An 18614-nucleotide genomic window follows, 5' to 3' on the forward strand; every position below is an offset into this window, starting at 1 on the left:
ACGCGGCCGAGCGCATCCGCGCCGAGCACGACGCCCGGGTGGCGGAGGCGGCACGCCTGCGCGAGGAGCTCGAGGAGCTCGAGGCGTTCGACCCGCAGCCGGGCGAGCAGGAGGACCTCGCCGCCCTCGCGCACCGCCTCGAGCACGCCGAGTCGCTTCGCGCCGACCTCGCCGAGGCGCACGCCGCGCTCTCGAGCGAGCTCGACGCGCCCGACGCGGTGACGCTCGCGGGCCAGGCGCGCCGGCTTGTCGAGCGCGCGGCGGGCGACGACGCGGCGCTCGCCTCGCTCGCCGCGCTCGAGCTGCGCAGCGCCGGGGTGCGCTCCCCGGCTGCGTGAGGACCTCGACTCCGAGCTCCGGCGCGCGGCCGTAGGATGGGACGTCCCCCTCCCGCGGATCAGGAAGCAGCATGTCCGGACACTCCAAGTGGGCCACGACCAAGCACAAGAAGGCCGTCATCGACGCCCGGCGCGCGAAGTCGTTCGCGAAGCTCATCAAGAACATCGAGGTCGCCGCGAAGATCGGCGGCGCCGACCTCGCCGGCAACCCGACGCTCGTCGACGCGGTGCAGAAGGCGAAGAAGACGAGCGTCCCGAACGACAACATCGATCGCGCGATCAAGCGCGGCGCGGGCCTCACGGGCGAGTCGGTCGAGTACACGACGATCATGTACGAGGGCTACGCCGGCGGCGGCGTCGCGCTCATGATCGAGTGCCTCACGGACAACAAGAACCGGGCGGCGGCCGAGGTACGGGTCGCGATGTCGCGGAACGGCGGCACGATGGCCGACCCGGGCTCGGTCGCGTACAACTTCAGCCGCAAGGGCGTCGTGTCGATCACGAAGGCCGACGGCGTCGACGAGGACGCGATCCTCGAGGCGGTGCTCGACGCGGGCGCCGAGGAGGTCGTCGACCAGGGCGGCGGCTTCGAGGTCGTCTCCGAGCCGACCGATCTCGTCGCCGTGCGCACCGCGCTGCAGGAGGCCGGCATCGACTACGACTCCGCCGAGGCGGAGTTCGTGCCGAACCTCAAGGTCGAGGTCGACCTCGAGACGGCGCGGAAGGTGCTCAAGCTCATCGACGCGCTCGACGACCTCGACGACGTGCAGAACATCTACGCGAACTACGACATCCCCGACGAGGTGCAGGCGCAGCTCGACGAGGACGAGTAGCCGGTGGCGCCGGGCCCGGTGCGCGTGCTCGGCGTCGACCCCGGGCTCACGCGCTGCGGCGTGGGCGTCGTCGACGTCGATCGGCGCACGCCGACGCTCGTGCACGTCGACGTCGTGCGCTCGGGCGCCGAGGAGCCGATCGAGCAGCGGCTGCTGCGCATCGGCCGGGGCGTCGAGGCCGCGATCGACGAGCACCGGCCGGAGCGGATCGCGCTCGAGCGCGTGTTCGCGCAGGCGAACCTCCGCAGCGTCATGGGCGTCGCCCAGATCTCGGGGATCGTGCTGCGCGCTGCGGCCGAGCGCGGGATCCCCGTCGCGCTCCTGACGCCGACCGAGGTGAAGGCCGCGGTGACCGGCTACGGGGCCGCCGACAAGCGGCAGGTGGGCGAGATGGTGCGGCGCCTCCTGCGCCTCGACGCGGCGCCGAAGCCCGCCGACGCCGCGGATGCCCTCGCGATCGCGATCGCCGAGGGATGGCGCGCGCGACCGACGTCGGCGCAGGCGAGCGCGGGCGCGACGCCGGCGCAGCAGGCGTGGGCGGCCGCCGAGGCCGCCGCGCGCTCCGGCCGCCGTCGCTGACGGCGGAGCGTCGCTACTGCTGGGCGCGGCGGCGGTTCTCCCACTGCCACAGCAGCGCCGGCACCGCGACGCCGATGAACTCGGAGACGGCACCCGCCGTGAACAGCACGGCCTCCCAGCCGGGCGTCTCGAACGCGTATCCCATGAGCAGCAGGCCACCGAGGATGAAGACCATCGCGACCACGAAGGTCAGCAGCGTCATGGGGTTCACGGGACTCCGTTCGTCGAGCATCGGGGTGTCGGTCACCACCGTATCGTGCGGCCCGCGCCTAGGCTGACGGAGTGATCTCCTCCCTCGACGGCACCGTGCTCGCCGCCCGCGGGCAGCGGCTCGTCGTCGGCGTCGGCGGCGTCGGCCTCGCCGTCGCGGTCACCCCGCAGACCTCGCTCGGCGCGCGCGAGGGCGCCCCCATCGCGCTGCGCACCCACCTCGTCGTGCGCGAGGACGAGCTCGCGCTCTACGGCTTCGAGACCGAGGCCGAGCTCGAGGCGTTCGAGCTGCTCATCGGCGTCTCGGGGGTCGGCCCGAAGTCCGCGCTCGGCGTGCTCGCGCACCTGGCGCCCCACGAGCTGGCCCGCGCGGTCGCGGACGAGGACGAGCGCGCCTTCAAGGCCGTGAGCGGCATCGGCCCGAAGACGGCGAAGCTCATCATCCTGCAGCTCGCCGGCAAGCTGACCGCGCCCGCCGCGGCTCCCGTGGCCGCACCGGGGGCGGATGCGCGCGCCGACGTGCTCACGGCACTCACGGGGCTCGGGTGGCCCGAGCGCACCGCGGCCGACGCGATCGAGCGCGCCGCCGCCGCGGCGCCCGAGGCGACCGGCGCGACCGGCTCCCTGCTGCGGGCGGCCCTCGCGATCCTCGGGCCGGGAGCGAGGCCGTGAGCGACCCGCTGACCGACCCCGCGGCGACGCCGGACGAGCTCGCGTTCGAGGGCGCGCTGCGACCGACGAGCCTCGCCGAGTTCGTCGGGCAGCCGAAGGTGCGCGGCCAGCTCGAGGTGCTGCTGCAGGCCGCGCGGCTGCAGGAGCGCGCACCCGACCACATCCTGCTCGCCGGCCCGCCCGGCCTCGGCAAGACGACGCTCGCGACCATCATCGGCGCCGAGACGGGCCGGCCCATCCGCTTCTCGTCCGGGCCCGCGATCCAGCACGCCGGCGACCTCGCGGCCGTGCTGTCGGCGCTCGTGCCCGGCGAGGTGCTCTTCATCGACGAGATCCACCGGATGGCGCGCTCCGCCGAGGAGATGCTGTACCTCGCCATGGAGGACTTCCGCATCGACATCATGGTCGGCAAGGGCGCCGGCGCAGCGTCGATCCCGCTCGAGCTCGCGCCGTTCACGCTCGTCGGCGCGACGACCCGCTCGGGGATGCTCCCGGCGCCGCTGCGGGATCGCTTCGGCTTCACCGCGCACCTCGAGTTCTACGAGCCCGCCGACCTCGAGCGGGTGCTGACCCGCTCCGCCCGCCTCATGGACCTCGACATCGACCCGCTCGCGCTCGCCGAGCTCTCCGGCCGCGCGCGCGGCACACCCCGCATCGCGAACCGCCTGCTGCGGCGCGTGCGCGACTGGCTGCTCGTGCACGAGGGCTCGAGCGACATCGACGGGGTGCGGGCGGCGCTCGAGCTGTACGACGTCGACGAGGCGGGCCTCGACCGCATCGACCGCGCCGTGCTGCACGCGATCGCGCACCGCTTCGGCGGCGGACCGGTCGGGCTCTCGACCCTCGCCGCGGCCGTGGGCGAGGAGGCCGACACGATCGAGTCGGTCGTGGAGCCGTTCCTCGTGCGCGAGGGGCTCATCGGGCGCACGCCGCGCGGCCGCATCGCGACCCCGGCCGGCATGCGCCACGCGGGCGCCTGGCACCAGGACGCGACGCTCGACGGGGTATGATGGGTCCTTGGTCGAGCGCGCAGCCGCGCCCGGCGAACCACCCCCGAGAGGCCCTTCCACGACGATGCTGTTCCTGCAGACGACGACCAACGCCCAGACCGGGTTCCCGATCGACCCGCTGACGATCATCATGCTCGTCGTCCTCGCGGCGATGATCTTCTTCATGTTCCGCAGCAACAAGAAGCGGAAGGCGCAGATGGAGGAGCTCCAGACCAAGATGGTCCCGGGCGCCGAGGTGATGACGAACTTCGGCCTGTTCGGCGAGCTGCGGAGCATCGACGAGGAGCGCAACGAGGCGCTCATCGAGATCGCGCCGGGCACGATCGTGCGCGTGCACCGCCAGACCCTGGCGCGCGTGGTCGACGACCACGTCGACGAGACCGCCGACGGCACGATCGACGACGCCGGGGAGCCCGGCGAGCAGCGCGACCGCGCCTGACCGTGGCCAAGGCTCGGTCGAAGGGGGCGCGCGCCCTCATCTGGCTCGCGGTGCTCATCGCGGGCCTCATCGGCGTCAACTTCTCCGCCGTGCAGTGGGGCGGCGGCTCGTGGGCGCCGCAGCTCGCGCTCGACCTCGAGGGCGGCACGCAGATCGTGCTCGAGCCGGTCGTCGCCGAGGGGGCGTCCGTCACGCAGGAGCAGCTCGACCAGGCCGTCGCGATCATCCGCCAGCGCGTCGACGCATCCGGCGTCTCGGAGGCCGAGATCACGACCCAGGGCGGCCGCAACATCGTCGTCGCGCTGCCGGGCGAGCCCGACGCCGCGACGATGCAGCGCATCCAGGCGAGCGCGAAGATGGAGTTCCGGCCGGTGCTGCAGTCGGCGCCCGCGAACCCGCCGGGCGCGCCCGTGCCGACCGAGACGCCCGCGCCGGCCGAGCCGGCCGCGGAGCCCGCGAACGCGTGGGACCAGGCGTGGATCACGCCGGAGCTGCAGGCCGAGTTCGCCGCGTTCCAGTGCGCCGACATCGACACGACGCAGGTCGCGCCGGCCGACGAGCCCTTCATCACGTGCTCGACCGACGGCTCGGCCCGCTTCATCCTGGGCCCCGTCACGGTCGAGGGCGCCGACATCGCCGACGCCCAGGTGTCGGCCGCGACCAACTCGCAGGGCCAGGCGACCGGCGGCTGGGCGGTGAACCTCGAGCTCGACGGCGAGGGCCCCGCGGGCTTCGAGGCGACCACGCGCGGCATCACGGGGCTGCCCGAGCCGCAGAACCAGTTCGCGGTCGTGCTCGACTCGACCGTGCTCATGCCGATCACGTCGAACGTCATCATCACCGACGGCAACGCGCAGATCACGGGCGGCTTCACGCAGGAGGCGGCGCAGAGCCTCGCCGACCAGCTGCGCTTCGGCGCGCTCCCCATCGGATTCCAGGTGCAGTCGAACGAGACGATCTCGGCGACGCTCGGCGACAGCCAGCTGCGCGCGGGCCTGCTCGCGGGCCTCATCGGCCTCGTGCTCGTCGTGCTGTACTCGGTCTTCCAGTACCGCGCGCTCGGCCTCGTCGTCGTGCTCTCGCTCGGCATCGCCGCCATCCTCACGTACCTCGTCGTCACGTTCCTCTCGAGCACCGAGGGCTACCGCCTCTCGCTCGCCGGCATCGCGGGCCTCGTGATCTCGATCGGCATCACGGCCGACTCGTTCATCGTGTACTTCGAGCGCATCCGCGACGAGCTGCGCGAGGGCAAGCACCTCTCGAGCGCGCTCGAGACCGGCTGGAAGCGCGCGTTCCGCACGATCCTCGTCTCGGACGCGGTGAGCTTCCTCGCCGCGGTCATCCTCTTCCTCCTCTCCGTGGGCAACGTGCGCGGCTTCGCGTACACGCTCGGCATCACGACGTTCATCGACATCGTCGTCGTCGCGCTCTTCACGCATCCGCTGCTGCGACTCCTGTCGCGCACGAGCTTCTTCGCCCAGGGCCACTCGTGGTCGGGCCTCGACCCCCAGGCGCTCGGCGCCGTCTACCGAGGCCGCGCGAAGTTCCGCGAGCCGGTCCTCGCCGGCCGCGCCGCGCGCTCGTCGAAGGAGGCGCAGCGGCGCCAGACGATCGCCGAGCGCAAGGCCGCGATGGCCGACGCCTCGGGCAAGGAGGACTGATGGCATCGCTCACCACCATCGGCAACGAGCTCTACACCGGAGAGCGCTCGCTCCCGATCGTCCAGAAGCGCAAGCTCTGGATGGCGATCGCGGCCGGCGTCCTCGTCCTGCTGGCGATCGGCACCGTGCTGCGGGGCGGCTTCGTGTTCGGCATCGAGTTCACCGGGGGCAGCGAGTTCCGGGTCACGGGCCTCGCGAACGCCTCGACCGAGGGCGCCGCGGAAGCGGTGGACGCCGTCGTGCCCGAGGCCGAGGCGAGGGCCGTGACGCTCGGCACCGACACGGTGCGCGTGCAGACGGATGCCGTGACCGAGGAGCAGGCGGCCGAGATGCGCAGCGCGCTCGCCGACGTGTACGGCGTCGACGCCAGCGAGGTCGCGTTCTCGTTCATCGGCCCCTCGTGGGGCGCGGACGTGTCGCAGCAGGCGCTACGGGCGCTCGTCGTCTTCCTCGTGCTCGTCTCGATCGTGCTCGCGATCTACTTCCGCACGTGGAAGATGTCGGTCGCGGCCCTCGCGTCGCTCGCCTTCGACCTGCTCGTCACCGCGGGCGTGTACGGCATCGTCGGCTTCGAGGTGACGCCGGCGGCGGTCATCGGGTTCCTCACGATCCTCGGCTACTCGCTGTACGACACCGTGGTCGTGTTCGACAAGGTGCGCGAGAACACCGCGCCCGGCACGAGCGGCGGGCTCCTCGAGAACATCAACCTCGCGGTCAACCAGACGATCGTGCGCTCGATCAACACGTCGATCGTCGCGACCCTGCCGATCGCCGCAGTGCTCTTCATCGGCGCGCTGCTGCTCGGCGCGGGCACGCTCCGCGACATCTCGCTCGCGCTCTTCATCGGCACGATCGTCGGCACGTGGTCGTCGATCTTCGTCGCCGCGCCTGTCTATGCTCAGCTGCGCCAGGGCGACACGATCGCCGAGGCGAAGGAGAAGCCCGCGAGGAGCGAGCGCGGGGCGGTCGTCTGAGCCGAGCGGGAGGAGCGGGATGAGCGACACGCAGCAGTCCTCGGGCGGCTTCCGCACGCTCCTGCCCTTCCTGTTCTCGCGCTCGCACCGCGCGGGCGCGGTCGACGAGCTCATCCGCACCGTCAAGGCGCAGCATCCGAAGGCGGACACGGGGCTCATCCAGCGGGCCTACATCGTCGCCGAGGAGGCGCACCGGGGCCAGTACCGGAAGTCGGGCGAGCCCTACATCACGCACCCCGTCGCGGTCGCGCAGATCCTCGCCGACCTCGGCATCGGCGCGATCACCGTCGCCGCGGCCCTCCTCCACGACACGGTCGAGGACACGTCGTACACGCTCGAGCAGTGCCGCGCCGACTTCGGCGACGAGATCGCGATGCTCGTCGACGGCGTCACGAAGCTCGACAAGCTGAAGTACGGCGAGTCGGCGCAGGCCGAGACGGTCCGCAAGATGGTCGTCGCGATGTCGAAGGACATCCGCGTCCTCGTCATCAAGCTCGCCGACCGCCTCCACAACGCCCGCACGTGGGGCTTCGTCTCCGACGAGTCGGCCCAGCGCAAGGCGCGCGAGACGATCGAGATCTACGCGCCGCTCGCGCACCGCCTCGGCATCCAGACGATGAAGGTCGAGCTCGAGGACCTCTCGTTCGCGGTGCTCCAGCCCAAGGTGTACCTCGAGATCAAGAACCTCGTCGAGGCGCGCGCCCCCGAGCGCGAGCGCTACCTCGAGGAGGTCGTCGCGGGCCTCACCGAGGACATGCGGCAGCAGAAGATCCGCGGGCGCATCGCCGGCCGGCCGAAGCAGTACTACTCGATCTACAACAAGATGCGCGTGCGCGGTCACGACTTCGCCGACATCTACGACCTCGTCGGCGTGCGCGTCATCGTGCCGACGGTGCGCGACTGCTACGCGGTGCTCGGCGCGATCCACGCCCGCTGGCAGCCGATGCCGGGCCGGCTGAAGGACTACATCGCGACGCCGAAGTTCAACCTCTACCAATCGCTGCACACGACGGTGATCGGTCCTCGCGGCCACCACGTCGAGATCCAGATCCGCACGGAGGAGATGCACCGCCGCGCCGAGTACGGCGTCGCGGCGCACTGGAAGTACAAGCAGGGCGGCGGCGCGATGTCGCCGACCGACATGGCGTGGCTGCAGCACATCAACGACTGGCAGGAGGAGACGACCGACCCGGGCGAGTTCCTCGACTCGCTGCGCTTCGAGATCGGCGCGAAGGAGCTCTACGTCTTCACGCCGAAGGGCAAGGTCATCGGCCTGCCGGCCGGCGCGACCCCGGTCGACTTCGCCTACGCGGTCCACACCGAGGTCGGGCACCGCACGATGGGCGCGAAGGTCAACGGCCGCCTCGTGCCGCTCGACACGAAGCTCGCGACCGGCGACGTCGTCGAGGTGCTGACGTCGAAGAGCCCCGACGCCGGCCCGAGCCAGGACTGGCAGGGCTTCGTCACGTCCCCCCGCGCTCGGAGCAAGATCCGCCAGTGGTTCCAGCGGGAGCGCCGCGACGAGGCCGTCGAGGTGGGCAAGGAGGCGATCGCGAAGGCGATGCGCCGCCACGACCTGCCGCTGCAGAAGCTCATGGGGCGGGATGCGTTCGCCCAGGTCGCGGCGCAGCTCAAGTACGACGACGTCACGGGCCTGTACGCGGCCGTGGGGGAGGGGCACGTCTCGACCCAGTCGGTGCTCGAGAAGGTCGTCGCGGCCGTGCGCGCCGAGGAGTCGGCCGACGAGGACGACCAGCCGATCCCCATGATCCCGACGCGGGCGCCGCGGCCGCCGTCGAGCGCCTCAGGGGTGCTCGTGCGCGGCGCCGACGACATCCTCGTGAAGCTCTCGAAGTGCTGCGCGCCCGTGCCGGGCGACGACATCGTCGGCTTCGTCACGCGCGGCCAGGGCGTGAGCGTGCACCAGCGCTCCTGCCCGAACGTGCAGGGCCTGCTGCAGCAGCCGGAGCGGATGATCGAGGTCGAGTGGGCTGCGACGTCGAAGGGCCTGTTCCTCGTGAACATCCAGGTCGAGGCGCTCGACCGCTCGGGCCTGCTGAGCGACATCACGCGGGTGCTGAGCGAGCACCACGTCAACATCCTCTCGGCGAGCGTGCACACCGGCACCGACCGCCTCGCGATCAGCCGCTTCGCGTTCGAGATGGGGGACGTCACCCACCTCGACAGCGTGCTGAACGCGGTGCGCCGCATCGACGGCGTCTACGACGTGTACCGCATCACGACCGGCTGACGTCGGGGCGTCGACGCGCGGCGGGGACGACGAGAGGGCGGGACCGCGGTCCCGCCCTCTCGTCGTCCGGCCCTCGTCAGCCCGAGGCCGCGACGACCTCGAGCCACGAGCGCTTCGTCTCGAGCTCCGCCTGGATCTCGGCCTTCCGGCGAGCGTCGGTCGCGGAGGCGAGCTCGGCCTCGAGCTTCTCGATCGCCTCCTCGAGCTGGCCGGCGAGGCCCTCCGAGCGCGCCTTGCGCTCGGGGTTCGAGGCCTTCCAGTGCTGCTCGTCGAGCTCGCGCACGTGCGTCTCGATCCTCCGCATGCGGTCCTCGACCTCGCGGAGCGCCTCGCGGGGCACGCGACCGATCTCGTCCCAGCGGCGCTGGATGCCCAGGAGCGCCTCGCGCGCCTTCGCGCGGTCGGTCATCTCGAGGATCGGCGCCGCCTCGTCGAGCAGGGCCCGCTTCGCGGCGAGGTTGCCGGCGTACTCCTGGTCGTCGACGGCGGCCTGCTCGGCCTTCGCGGCGAAGAGGACGTCGCCGGCCTCCTTGAACTGCGCCCACAGTGCGTCGTCGACCTTGCGGCCGGCGCGGCCGGCGGCCTTCCACTGGTCGAGCAGGCTGCGGTACGCGGGGATCCCGTCGGAGCCCTTCGGGGCGAGCGCCTGCGCCTGCTCGACGAGCGCCTGCTTGCGGGCGCGGACGTCCTTGTGCGAGGCGTCGAGCTCGGCGAAGAAGCGTCGGCGCGCGGTCTCGAGCGTCGCCCGCGCGTCGCGGAAGCGCTTCCACAGTCCGTCGGCCTGACCCTTCGACAGGCGCGGGCCGTCCTTCTGCAGGCGCTGCCACTCCGCGAAGAGCACGTCGACCTGCTGCATGGTCTGCTTCCACTGCACGTGCTCGAGGTCGCCGCTCGCGAGCCGCTCGATCGACTCGACGACCTTGGTGCGCTCGGCGAGCGCCTGCTCGACCTCGGCGCGGCTCGCCGCCTGCTGCTGCGCCTCGAGCTCTCCGAGCTCGCCGCGCAGGGCGTCGAGGCGCGTCAGGAGCGAGGGGATGTCGCCGACGGCGTTCGCCGCCTGGACGGTCGAGTGCAGGTGCGACGCGGCCTTCGCGACGTCGCGCGCGCTCGCGCCACCGCGGATGCGCTGCTCGAGGAGCCGCACCTGGCCCTCGAGGTCGGCGAACTTGCGCTCGAAGTACGCGAGCGCCTCCTCGGCGCCGACGTCGGGGAACTGCCCGACGACGCGCCAGCGCTCGCCCTCCTTGACCGCGACCATGCCTGTCGCGTCCACGCGGCCGAGGCCGCGCTCGATCACGGGCTCGCCCATGGAGGGCTCGGCCCCGTCGACGGGCTGCTCGGACGATCCCGCGGCCACGTCGTCGGAGCCGTCCGCCGGTGCGGGCTCGGTGGGGGTCGCCGGGGCGGGCGCCGGCTCGACCGGTGCCTCGTCGGCAGGCAGCTCGGCGACCGACTCCTCGACCGGGATCCCTGCGGCGGCGTCGGCGGCAGCTGCCATCTCGGCGGCGGAGACCTCGGGAGCCGGAGCCGCGTCCGCGGCGGGCGCGGGAGCCTCGGCGGCCTGCTCGGGAGCCTCGGCGGCCTCCGCGGGAGCCTCGGCGGCCTGCTCGGGAGCGGCGCTCCCCTCCTCGACGGCGGTCTCCTCCGCGGCGGCGGAGTCGGTGGGCTGGATGGGATCGGTCATCACGGGGTCTCTCAGACGAGGGAAGGGGCAGGTCGAGCGTAGCGCGGGGGAGCGGATGCCGGGTCCACGTGGGCCCCGGCCGGAGACGTCACTCGAGCGTGAACTCGTCGATCGTCACGGGCTCGGCGGGCGGGCCGTCGGGCACGCCGCCGGCGGTGCCCTTCGCGATGACCTGCTCGCGCAGCGCGTCGAGGCCGGACGTGACGCGCCCGATGACCGAGTAGCCGCCCGCGGAGTCGGACGGGATCGTCGTGTCGCCGTAGACGATGAAGAACTGGTGCCCGTTCGAGTCGCCGTTCTGGCCCTGCCGCGCCATCGCGATCGTGCCCTCGGGGTACACGTCGTCGGCGGGCGCGTTCTCGACGGGGCCGTACATGAACGACGGGTCCCCGCCGCCCTGCCCGTCGGCCGAGCCGCACTGGAGCACCGAGAAGCCCTCGCTCGTCGTGAGGCGGTGGCAGGTCTTGCCGTCGTAGTAGTCGCGCTGCGTGTCGAAGAGCACGGCCGAGACCGCCTGGGGCGCCGCGGCGCCGTCGAGCTCGACGCCGAGCTCTACGCCGCCGATCGTCATGGCGCCGGTCCACGTGCGACCCTCGGCGAGCGACGGATCCGGCACGAGCGACTCGACCGCGGTCTCGCTCGGGGCGGGCGCCGCGGTGTCGGCGGGAGCGCTCGCCTCCTGCGCGCCGATGAGGGCCGCGCCGCCGAGCAGCACCACGAGCGCGAGCGCGATCCCGACGAGCGAGTCACGACGCTGCCGCCGCCGACGGCGCTCGTGGACGACCTGCCGCGCGCGGTAGTCGCGCACGCGCCGCTCCTGCTCCTGCTTCGTGACCACTCGGTGCTCCCTCTCGCGTCGCGCGCCCGCGCGACCGCGGTCCAGGCTACCGCTCCGCTACAGTCGCGCTGTGCGAAGAAGAGGATGCTTCAGGTTCGGTGCGCGCTCGTGCTCACCGCGGCGCTGCTCGCCGGCTGCGCGAGCGCGGGAGCGGCGCCGGACCCGGAGCCGAGCTCGGACTGGGCACCCGCCGCCGTGCAGGCGGGTGGGCTGCGCGTGCTCGCCGAATCCGACCGGGACGGGTTCCGGCTGCACACCGCGTCGGGCGACAAGGGCTTCCTGCCCGGGGTCAACGTCGGCGCGACGGTGCCGCTGCACCAGCCGGGGGAGATCGACGTGCTCACCGCAGACGACTACCGTCGCTGGTTCCCGCAGATGGCCGACCTCGGCATCCGCGTCGTCCGCATCTACACGCTGCACCCGCCCACCTTCTACGACGAGCTCGCTGCCTACAACGCTGCGCACCCGAGCGAGCCGCTGTACCTGGTGCAGGGCGTGTACCTGCCCGACGAGCGCTACGTCGAGGAGGGCGGGACGCTCTGCGAGCCCGCGCTCGACGAGGCGTTCTCCGCCGAGCTCTCCGCCGTGTCGGCAGCCGTGCACGGGGACCTCGAACGTGCAGCGGCGCCCGGCGCTGCATCCGGACGCTGGACGACCGACGTCTCGCCGTGGCTCGCTGCGTGGATCGTCGGCGTCGAGTGGGACCCTGCCGGCACAGCGCGGACGGATGCCGCCTGCGGCGCCGGAAGCGGCGAGCCGGGCCGCTACTTCGCCCCGACCGACGATGCCTCCGGCACGGAGCGCTGGATCGCCCGGCACATGGACGACCTCGCGGCGCTCGAGGCCGCCCGCGGCGACTCGGTGCCGATCGCGCTCGCGAACTGGCCGACGACCGACCCGCTCGTGCACGACACCGAGCCGCTCGAGACCGAGGACCTCGTCGGCGTCGACGCGAACCACGTGCTGCCGACGGCCGCGTGGCCGGGCGGCACGTTCGCGAGCTTCCACGCCTACCCCTACTACCCGGACTTCCAGCGCTACGAGCCCGGCTACGACGAGCAGGAGTGGCGCGGCGAGAGCGACCGCTACGCCGGCTACCTCGCGGCGCTCCAGGAGCACTTCGCCGAGCGGATGCCGCTGCTCGTGACCGAGTTCGGAGTGCCCACGTCGCTCGGCAGCGCGCACGCCGGCACGCTCGGTCGCGACCAGGGCGGCCACGACGAGTCGACCGCGATGGCGATGAACGCCGACATGGCGCGCATGATGGCCGGCCTCGGGCTCGGCGGGGCGTTCGTGTTCTCGTGGACCGACGAATGGTTCAAGCACACCTGGAACACGATGGAGCACCAGGTGCCCGAGCGGCGGCAGCTGTGGCACGACCCGCTCACCAACGAGCAGTGGTTCGGCATCGTCGCGACCGACTCCGACCTGGTGCCGGACGCCGTTGCCGAGGAGCGCCCGAGCAGCGGACCGTTCGAGCACATCTCCGTGCGCGCCGACGCGAGCTGGGTGCACATCGACCTCGCCCTGCGCGAGCGGCTGCCGCGAGAGCTCTCGGTCGGCGTCGACGTGCTCCCGGGTCCGCTCCGCGACGACTACCGCGTGCTCGTCGACACCGAGGCGGCGACCGCTCGCGCCGAGGTGCGGCAGGAGCTCGACCCGATGCGCCTCGACACCGCCGTGCGCCCGTACCATCCCGACGCCGCGGACGAGTGGCACCTCTACCGGCTGCTGACGAACCGTGCGCACCACCTCGGCGACCGCGTCCTGCCCGCCGAGCACCACGAGCCCGGGCTGCTCGTCGAGGGCGACTGGGATCCCGCGTCGGCCGAGTACGACAGCCGCGCGACGTGGAGCGCGGATGCCGAGCGCCGCTCGGTGCGGCTGCGCCTGCCGTGGCCCATGCTCGGGATGGCCGACCCCTCGAGCCGGACCGCGCTCGGCGAGGGCGAGCCCGCGCAGCTCGTGCACGTCGACGGGGTCACGCTCCGCTTCGCCGCCGATGGGAGCGCGCACGAGCTCGACTTCCGGTGGCCGGAGTGGAACCGCGTCGGGCACACCGAGCGGCTGAAGGACGGCTCGGGCGCCATCGCCGCCGCGTTCGCGGAGCTCGCGCCGTAGCACCCGCCTACAGTGGGGGGATGGCTTGGGGCACGACGGCGCCGCTCGCGGTGCGCATGCGCCCGACGAGCCTCGACGAGGTCGTCGGGCAGCGCCACCTGCTCGGTCCCGGATCGCCGCTCCGGCGGCTCGCGGCGCCGAGCGAGGGCGCATCGGGCCCGGCGGCGAGCGGGCAGAGCGTCATCCTGTGGGGGCCGCCGGGCACCGGCAAGACGACGCTCGCGCAGTCGATCGCGCACTCCTCCGACCGGCGCTTCGTCGAGCTGAGCGCCGTCACCGCCGGCGTCAAGGACGTGCGGCAGGTCATGGAGGCCGCGCTGAGCGACCGCGACCTCTACCAGCGCTCGACCGTGCTCTTCCTCGACGAGATCCACCGCTTCACGAAGGCGCAGCAGGACGCGCTGCTGCCGGGCGTCGAGCAGGGCTGGGTCACGCTCATCGCGGCGACGACCGAGAACCCGTCGTTCAGCGTCATCAGCCCGCTGCTGTCGCGCTCGCTGCTGCTGACGCTCGAGCCGCTCGACGACGACGACATCGCCGAGCTCGTCGGGCGGGCGATCGCCGACCCGCGCGGCTTCGACGGACGGATCGCGCTCGACGACGACGCCCGCGCCCAGCTCATCCGACTCTCCTCGGGCGACGCCCGCAGAGCGCTCACCGCGCTCGAGGCCGCCGGGGCGCACGCCCTCGACGGCGCCGAGGGCGCCGAGGGCGGGGCGGATGCGCCGGTCACGGTGACCGCGGAGGCGCTCGCGAGCGCGGTCGACCGGGCGCTGCTGCGCTACGACCGCCAGGGGGATGAGCACTACGACGTCATCTCCGCGTTCATCAAGTCGGTGCGCGGCTCCGATCCCGACGCGGCGCTCCACTACCTCGCGCGCATGATCGAGGCGGGGGAGGACCCGCGCTTCATCGCGCGCCGCATCATCGTGCTCGCGAGCGAGGACATCGGGATGGCCGATCCGCAGGGCCTCGTGATCGCGACCGCGGCGGCGCAGGCCGTGCAGCTCATCGGGATGCCCGAGGGCCGCATCCCGCTCGCGGAGGCGACGGTGTACCTCGCGACCGCCCCGAAGTCGAACCGGTCCTACCTCGGCATCGACCGCGCGATCGCCGATGTGCGCCGAGGCGACTTCGGCCGGGTGCCGAACCACCTGCGCGACGCGCACTACCCGGGCGCGAAGCGCCTCGGCCACGGCAAGGGCTACCGGTACGCGCACGACGCGCCCCACGGCGTCGCCGCCCAGCAGCACCTGCCCGACCCGCTCGTCGGCCGGCGCTACTACGAGCCCGGCGCGCACGGCTACGAGCGGGACGTCGCGGCCCGGCTCGAGCGCATCCGTCGGATCCTCGCCGGCGACGCCTGATCTGGTAAGGTGGTCGCTTGGTCCACCGGCAGCCCGGCTGCCATCTCGGACCCGCCCCCCTCCTTGAGTCCCGGCACTCCGCCGCGACAGCCGCTCGCGCGGCAGCGAATCAGCGAAGGAAGTCATGTCCACGAAGTCCCGTACCCGTTCGAAGGTGCGCCTGTCGCGCGCCCTCGGCGTCGCCCTCACCCCGAAGGCCGCGCGCTACCTCGAGAAGCGCCCCTACGGCCCCGGCCAGCACGGCCGCACCAAGCGCAAGGCCGACAGCGACTACGCCGTCCGCCTCCGCGAGAAGCAGCGCCTGCGCGCCCAGTACGGCATCCGCGAGGCGCAGCTGCGCACGACGTTCAACGAGGCCCGCCGCCAGGCCGGCCTGACCGGTGAGAACCTCGTCGAGCTGCTCGAGATGCGCCTCGACGCGCTCGTGCTGCGCGCCGGCTTCGCCCGCACGATCTCGCAGGCCCGCCAGCTCGTCGTGCACCGCCACATCATGGTCGACGGCCAGCGCGTCGACCGCCCGTCGTTCCGCGTGAAGCCGGGCCAGCTCATCCACGTGCACGAGCGCAGCGAGGGCATGGAGCCGTTCCAGGTCGCCGCAGCCGGTGGCCACGCGGGCGTGCTGCCCCCCGTCCCGCCGTACCTCGACGTGCAGCTCGACCGCCTGCAGGCGCGCCTCGTGCGCCGCCCGCAGCGCGCCGAGGTGCCCGTCGTCGCAGAGGTGCAGCTCGTCGTCGAGTACTACGCGGCCCGCTGATCCGGACCACGCTGAGGGGGGTCGCCGAGAAGGCGGCCCCCCTCGTCGTTAGACTGGCTGCGCCCCGGCGCGATCCGACGCCGGGCGCATCGAGACTCGAGGAGGATCCGCCGTGAAGAAGCTCCTGTTCCTGGCCATCGGCGTCGTCATCGGCGTCTTCGCCGCGCGCCGCATCGACGAGACCGACAAGGGCAAGCGGTTCTTCGACGGCCTGGACGCTCGCAGCCGCGAGTTCACCGACGCGGTCAAGGACGGCTACCAGGCTCGCGACCGCGAGCTGCGAGGCGAGTGACCCGATCCGATCCGATCCCGGGCGCGCGGCGCCCGGGATCGTCATGCCCCGTCGGGGCTGGAGAGACCTGAACGCATGCAGACCGCAGAGATCCACCGCCGGTTCCTCGAGCACTTCGAGCGCCGCGACCACCAGATCGTCCCGTCGGCGTCGCTCGTGAGCGACGACCCGGCGATCATGTTCACGATCGCCGGCATGGTGCCGTTCATCCCGTACCTCTCCGGCCGGGTGCCCGCCCCCTGGCCCCGCGTCGCCGACGTGCAGAAGTGCATCCGCACCAACGACATCGAAGAGGTGGGCCGCACGCCCCGGCACGGCACCTTCTTCCAGATGGCGGGCAACTGGTCGTTCGGCGACTACTTCAAGCGCGAGGCGATCGGCTACGCGTGGGAGCTCCTCACGGGCGCCGAGGCCGACGGCGGCTACGGCTTCAGCCCCGCCGATCTCTGGGTCACCGTCTTCGAGACCGACGACGAGGCAGAGCGCCTCTGGCTCGAGCACACCGACATCGACCCCGCGCGCATCCAGCGCCTCGGCCTCGAGGACAACTACTGGATGACGGGGCAGCCCGGTCCTGCCGGCCCCGACTCCGAGATCTTCTTCGACCTCGGGCCCGAGCACGGCCCCGACGGCGGGCCCGCGACCGGCAGCGACCGCTACGTCGAGATCTGGAACCTCGTCTTCATGCAGGACGAGATCGCCGACGTGCGCTCGAAGACCGAGTTCACCATCGTGCGCGAGCTGCCGAGCAAGAACATCGACACGGGCATGGGCCTCGAGCGCGTCGCGTTCCTCAAGCAGGGCGTGCAGAACATGTACGAGATCGACCAGGTGCGCCCGGTGCTCGACCTCGCGAGCGAGCTCTCGGGCCGCCGCTACGGGGCGAGCCACGAGGACGACGTGCGGATGCGCGTGGTCGCGGACCACGTGCGCTCGTCGCTCATGCTCATGGGCGACGGGGTGACGCCCGGCAACGACGGGCGCGGCTACATCCTGCGCCGCCTCATGCGCCGGTCGATCCGGTCGATGCGCCTGCTCGGCGTGCAGGAGCCGACCTTCCCGACGCTCTTCCGCGCGAGCTTCGACGCGATGTCGACCGCGTACCCGGAGCTCGAGGCTGCCTTCCCGCGCATCGAGCGCATGGCGGTCGCCGAGGAGGAGACCTTCCTCAAGACGCTCGAGTCCGGCTCGACGGTGCTCGACCTCGCGATGGAGGGCGTGCGCCGCGACGCCGGGCACGTCGTGCCGGGCAAGACGGCGTTCCTGCTCCACGACACGTACGGGTTCCCGATCGACCTCACGATGGAGATCGCTGAGGAGGCGGGCCTCGAGGTCGACCGGTCGACGTTCGAGACGCTCATGAGCGAGCAGCGCACGCGAGCGAAGGCCGACGCGAAGTCGCGCCGCCGCCAGCTCGCCGACCTGTCGGTCTACGCCGAGCTGCGCGGCAAGGGCGAGACCGCGTTCCTCGGCTACGACGAGCTCGAGGCCGACGGCGAGGTCATCGGCATCATCGCCGACGGCGCGCAGGTCGCCTCGGCGGGCGTCGACCAGGAGGTCGAGGTCATCCTCACCGCGACGCCGCTGTACGCGGAGTCCGGCGGCCAGGACAGCGACCAGGGCCGGCTCGTCGGCCAGGGCTTCGAGGCCGAGGTGCTCGACGTGCAGCGGCCCGTCCAGGGCCTCATCAGCCACACGGTGCGCGTCACGTCGGGCGAGCTCGCGGTCGGCGACGTCGCGCACGCGGTCGTCGACCCGCTCTACCGGCGCGGCGCGAACAAGGCGCACACGGCCACGCACCTCGTGCACGCGGCGCTGCGGCAGCTGCTCGGCCCCGACGCGGTGCAGGCCGGCTCCTACAACAAGGCCGGGTACATGCGCCTCGACTTCTCGTGGTCGAGCCCGCTCTCGCCCGGCATGCGGCAGGAGCTCGAGGGCATCGCGAACAGCGCGATCCGCGACGACCTCCCCGTCGAGACACGGGTCATGCCGATCGACGAGGCGAAGGCGCTCGGCGCGATGTCGCTCTTCGGCGAGAAGTACGGCTCGACCGTGCGCATGGTCGACATCGGCGGGCCCTGGTCGCGCGAGCTCTGCGGCGGCACCCACGTGGGCGCCTCGAGCCAGATCGGCCTCATCTCGATCACGAGCGAGTCGAGCGTCGGCTCGACCGCGCGGCGCGTCGAGGCGGCGGTGGGGGCGGATGCGTTCCAGCAGCTGGTCGCGGAGCGCACGCTCGTGAGCGAGCTCACGAGCATGCTGAAGACGCCGCGCGAGCAGCTGCCGAGCCGCATCGAGGAGCTCGTCGGCTCGCTCAAGGTGGCCGAGAAGCGCATCGCCGAGTTCGAGTCGAAGCAGCTCGCGGCGCGCGTGCAGCCGATCGCCGACAGCGCCGAGCGCGTCGGTGAGGCGCTGTTCGCGGGCGTCGACCTCGGCGCGGTCGGCTCGCAGGACGACCTCCGCTCGCTCGCCGCGCAGGTGCGCGAGCGCCTCGGCGCCGACGCCGCGGCCGTGGTCGCGATCGGCGGAGCGGTCGACGGCAAGCCGGCGATCGTCGTCGCGACGAACGAGCCCGCCCGGAAGGCCGGGCT

Annotated in this window: 16 protein-coding genes and 1 pseudogene; 14 read left to right on the plus strand and 3 right to left on the minus strand. The window is 72.7% G+C overall.

The annotated features are described in order from the left end of the window. From NWP09_RS05700 to ruvC, 3 genes and pseudogenes are all read left to right on the plus strand, one after another. A pseudogene (locus tag NWP09_RS05700) lies at positions 1–338 on the plus strand (DNA repair protein RecN); the annotation flags it as partial. A 71-nt stretch (positions 339–409) separates the two neighbouring features. Next, positions 410–1171, plus strand: a complete 762-nt coding sequence (locus tag NWP09_RS05705; RefSeq protein ID WP_258274571.1) for a YebC/PmpR family DNA-binding transcriptional regulator — start codon at positions 410–412, stop codon at positions 1169–1171. Positions 1172–1174: 3 nt separating this feature from the next. Further along, a complete protein-coding gene (gene ruvC, locus NWP09_RS05710; protein ID WP_258274572.1) occupies positions 1175–1750 on the plus strand; it encodes a crossover junction endodeoxyribonuclease RuvC in 576 nt (191 codons plus the stop codon). Positions 1751–1763: 13 nt separating this feature from the next. Here ruvC and NWP09_RS05715 read toward each other — a convergent pair whose 3' ends face one another. After that, a complete protein-coding gene (locus NWP09_RS05715) occupies positions 1764–1997 on the minus strand; it encodes a hypothetical protein (RefSeq protein ID WP_258274573.1) in 234 nt (77 codons plus the stop codon). Positions 1998–2032: 35 nt separating this feature from the next. On the opposite strand from NWP09_RS05715, the gene ruvA reads away from it, so the two are divergent. The 6 genes from ruvA (at position 2033) to NWP09_RS05745 (ending at position 8967) form a co-directional block, all read left to right on the plus strand. After that, positions 2033–2632: a Holliday junction branch migration protein RuvA gene (gene ruvA, locus NWP09_RS05720; RefSeq protein WP_258274574.1), complete on the plus strand. Its 600-nt coding sequence runs from the start codon at positions 2033–2035 to the stop codon at positions 2630–2632. Continuing rightward, positions 2629–3642, plus strand: a complete 1014-nt coding sequence (gene ruvB / locus NWP09_RS05725) for a Holliday junction branch migration DNA helicase RuvB (RefSeq protein ID WP_258274575.1) — start codon at positions 2629–2631, stop codon at positions 3640–3642. Before ruvA ends, ruvB begins: the two co-directional genes overlap by 4 nt. A gap of 64 nt (positions 3643–3706) precedes the next feature. Then, positions 3707–4081, plus strand: a complete 375-nt coding sequence (yajC, locus tag NWP09_RS05730; protein ID WP_258274576.1) for a preprotein translocase subunit YajC — start codon at positions 3707–3709, stop codon at positions 4079–4081. 2 nt (positions 4082–4083) lie between these two features. Next, positions 4084–5742 (plus strand): protein translocase subunit SecD, encoded by a 1659-nt coding sequence (gene secD, locus NWP09_RS05735; protein WP_258274577.1) that lies wholly within the window; start codon positions 4084–4086, stop codon positions 5740–5742. Continuing rightward, positions 5742–6716: a protein translocase subunit SecF gene (secF, locus tag NWP09_RS05740; protein ID WP_258274578.1), complete on the plus strand. Its 975-nt coding sequence runs from the start codon at positions 5742–5744 to the stop codon at positions 6714–6716. Before secD ends, secF begins: the two co-directional genes overlap by 1 nt. Before the next feature lie 19 nt (positions 6717–6735). Continuing rightward, the gene (locus tag NWP09_RS05745) at positions 6736–8967 is read left to right on the plus strand and encodes a bifunctional (p)ppGpp synthetase/guanosine-3',5'-bis(diphosphate) 3'-pyrophosphohydrolase (RefSeq protein ID WP_258274579.1); all 2232 of its coding nucleotides are present in this window, start codon (positions 6736–6738) and stop codon (positions 8965–8967) included. 76 nt (positions 8968–9043) lie between these two features. Here the strand turns inward: NWP09_RS05745 and NWP09_RS05750 are convergent, their stop codons facing one another. Together NWP09_RS05750 and NWP09_RS05755 are read right to left on the minus strand one after the other, a co-directional pair. Continuing rightward, positions 9044–10651, minus strand: a complete 1608-nt coding sequence (locus NWP09_RS05750) for a DUF349 domain-containing protein (protein WP_258274580.1) — start codon at positions 10649–10651, stop codon at positions 9044–9046. 88 nt (positions 10652–10739) lie between these two features. Next, positions 10740–11489 carry a peptidylprolyl isomerase gene (locus NWP09_RS05755; RefSeq protein WP_258274581.1) on the minus strand — a complete coding sequence of 250 codons (750 nt, stop codon included), beginning with the start codon at positions 11487–11489 and terminating at the stop codon, positions 10740–10742. Between the two features lie 84 nt (positions 11490–11573). Between NWP09_RS05755 and NWP09_RS05760 the strand changes: the two genes are divergently transcribed. The 5 genes from NWP09_RS05760 to alaS all read left to right on the plus strand — a co-directional run. Then, entirely contained in the window at positions 11574–13610 is a 2037-nt protein-coding gene (locus NWP09_RS05760) for a hypothetical protein (protein ID WP_258274582.1), read from the plus strand. 20 nt (positions 13611–13630) lie between these two features. Next, the gene (locus tag NWP09_RS05765) at positions 13631–14977 is read left to right on the plus strand and encodes a replication-associated recombination protein A (protein WP_258274583.1); all 1347 of its coding nucleotides are present in this window, start codon (positions 13631–13633) and stop codon (positions 14975–14977) included. A 124-nt stretch (positions 14978–15101) separates the two neighbouring features. Next, positions 15102–15731 carry a 30S ribosomal protein S4 gene (rpsD, locus tag NWP09_RS05770; RefSeq protein ID WP_258274584.1) on the plus strand — a complete coding sequence of 210 codons (630 nt, stop codon included), beginning with the start codon at positions 15102–15104 and terminating at the stop codon, positions 15729–15731. A 112-nt stretch (positions 15732–15843) separates the two neighbouring features. Beyond that, complete coding sequence (locus NWP09_RS05775) at positions 15844–16023, plus strand: hypothetical protein (protein ID WP_258274585.1); 180 nt, start codon at positions 15844–15846, stop codon at positions 16021–16023. Positions 16024–16098: 75 nt separating this feature from the next. Continuing rightward, on the plus strand, positions 16099–18614 hold a 2516-nt coding region (gene alaS, locus NWP09_RS05780), incomplete at its 3' end, for an alanine--tRNA ligase (RefSeq protein ID WP_258274586.1).

It is taken from the genome of Agrococcus sp. HG114, assembly GCF_024723325.1.
In the GTDB taxonomy this organism is placed as follows: Bacteria; Actinomycetota; Actinomycetes; order Actinomycetales; family Microbacteriaceae; genus Agrococcus.

What these genes read in the sequence shown, in the direction of transcription:
- NWP09_RS05705 (WP_258274571.1), top strand. Translation starts at nt 410, where the DNA reads ATGTCCGGACACTCCAAGTGGGCCACGACCAAGCACAAGAAGGCCGTC.
- yajC (WP_258274576.1), top strand. Translation starts at nt 3,707, where the DNA reads ATGCTGTTCCTGCAGACGACGACCAACGCCCAGACCGGGTTCCCGATC.
- secF (WP_258274578.1), top strand. Translation starts at nt 5,742, where the DNA reads ATGGCATCGCTCACCACCATCGGCAACGAGCTCTACACCGGAGAGCGC.
- NWP09_RS05745 (WP_258274579.1), top strand. Translation starts at nt 6,736, where the DNA reads ATGAGCGACACGCAGCAGTCCTCGGGCGGCTTCCGCACGCTCCTGCCC.
- NWP09_RS05750 (WP_258274580.1), bottom strand. Translation starts at nt 10,651, where the DNA reads ATGACCGATCCCATCCAGCCCACCGACTCCGCCGCCGCGGAGGAGACC.
- NWP09_RS05760 (WP_258274582.1), top strand. Translation starts at nt 11,574, where the DNA reads ATGCTTCAGGTTCGGTGCGCGCTCGTGCTCACCGCGGCGCTGCTCGCC.
- NWP09_RS05765 (WP_258274583.1), top strand. Translation starts at nt 13,631, where the DNA reads ATGGCTTGGGGCACGACGGCGCCGCTCGCGGTGCGCATGCGCCCGACG.
- rpsD (WP_258274584.1), top strand. Translation starts at nt 15,102, where the DNA reads ATGTCCACGAAGTCCCGTACCCGTTCGAAGGTGCGCCTGTCGCGCGCC.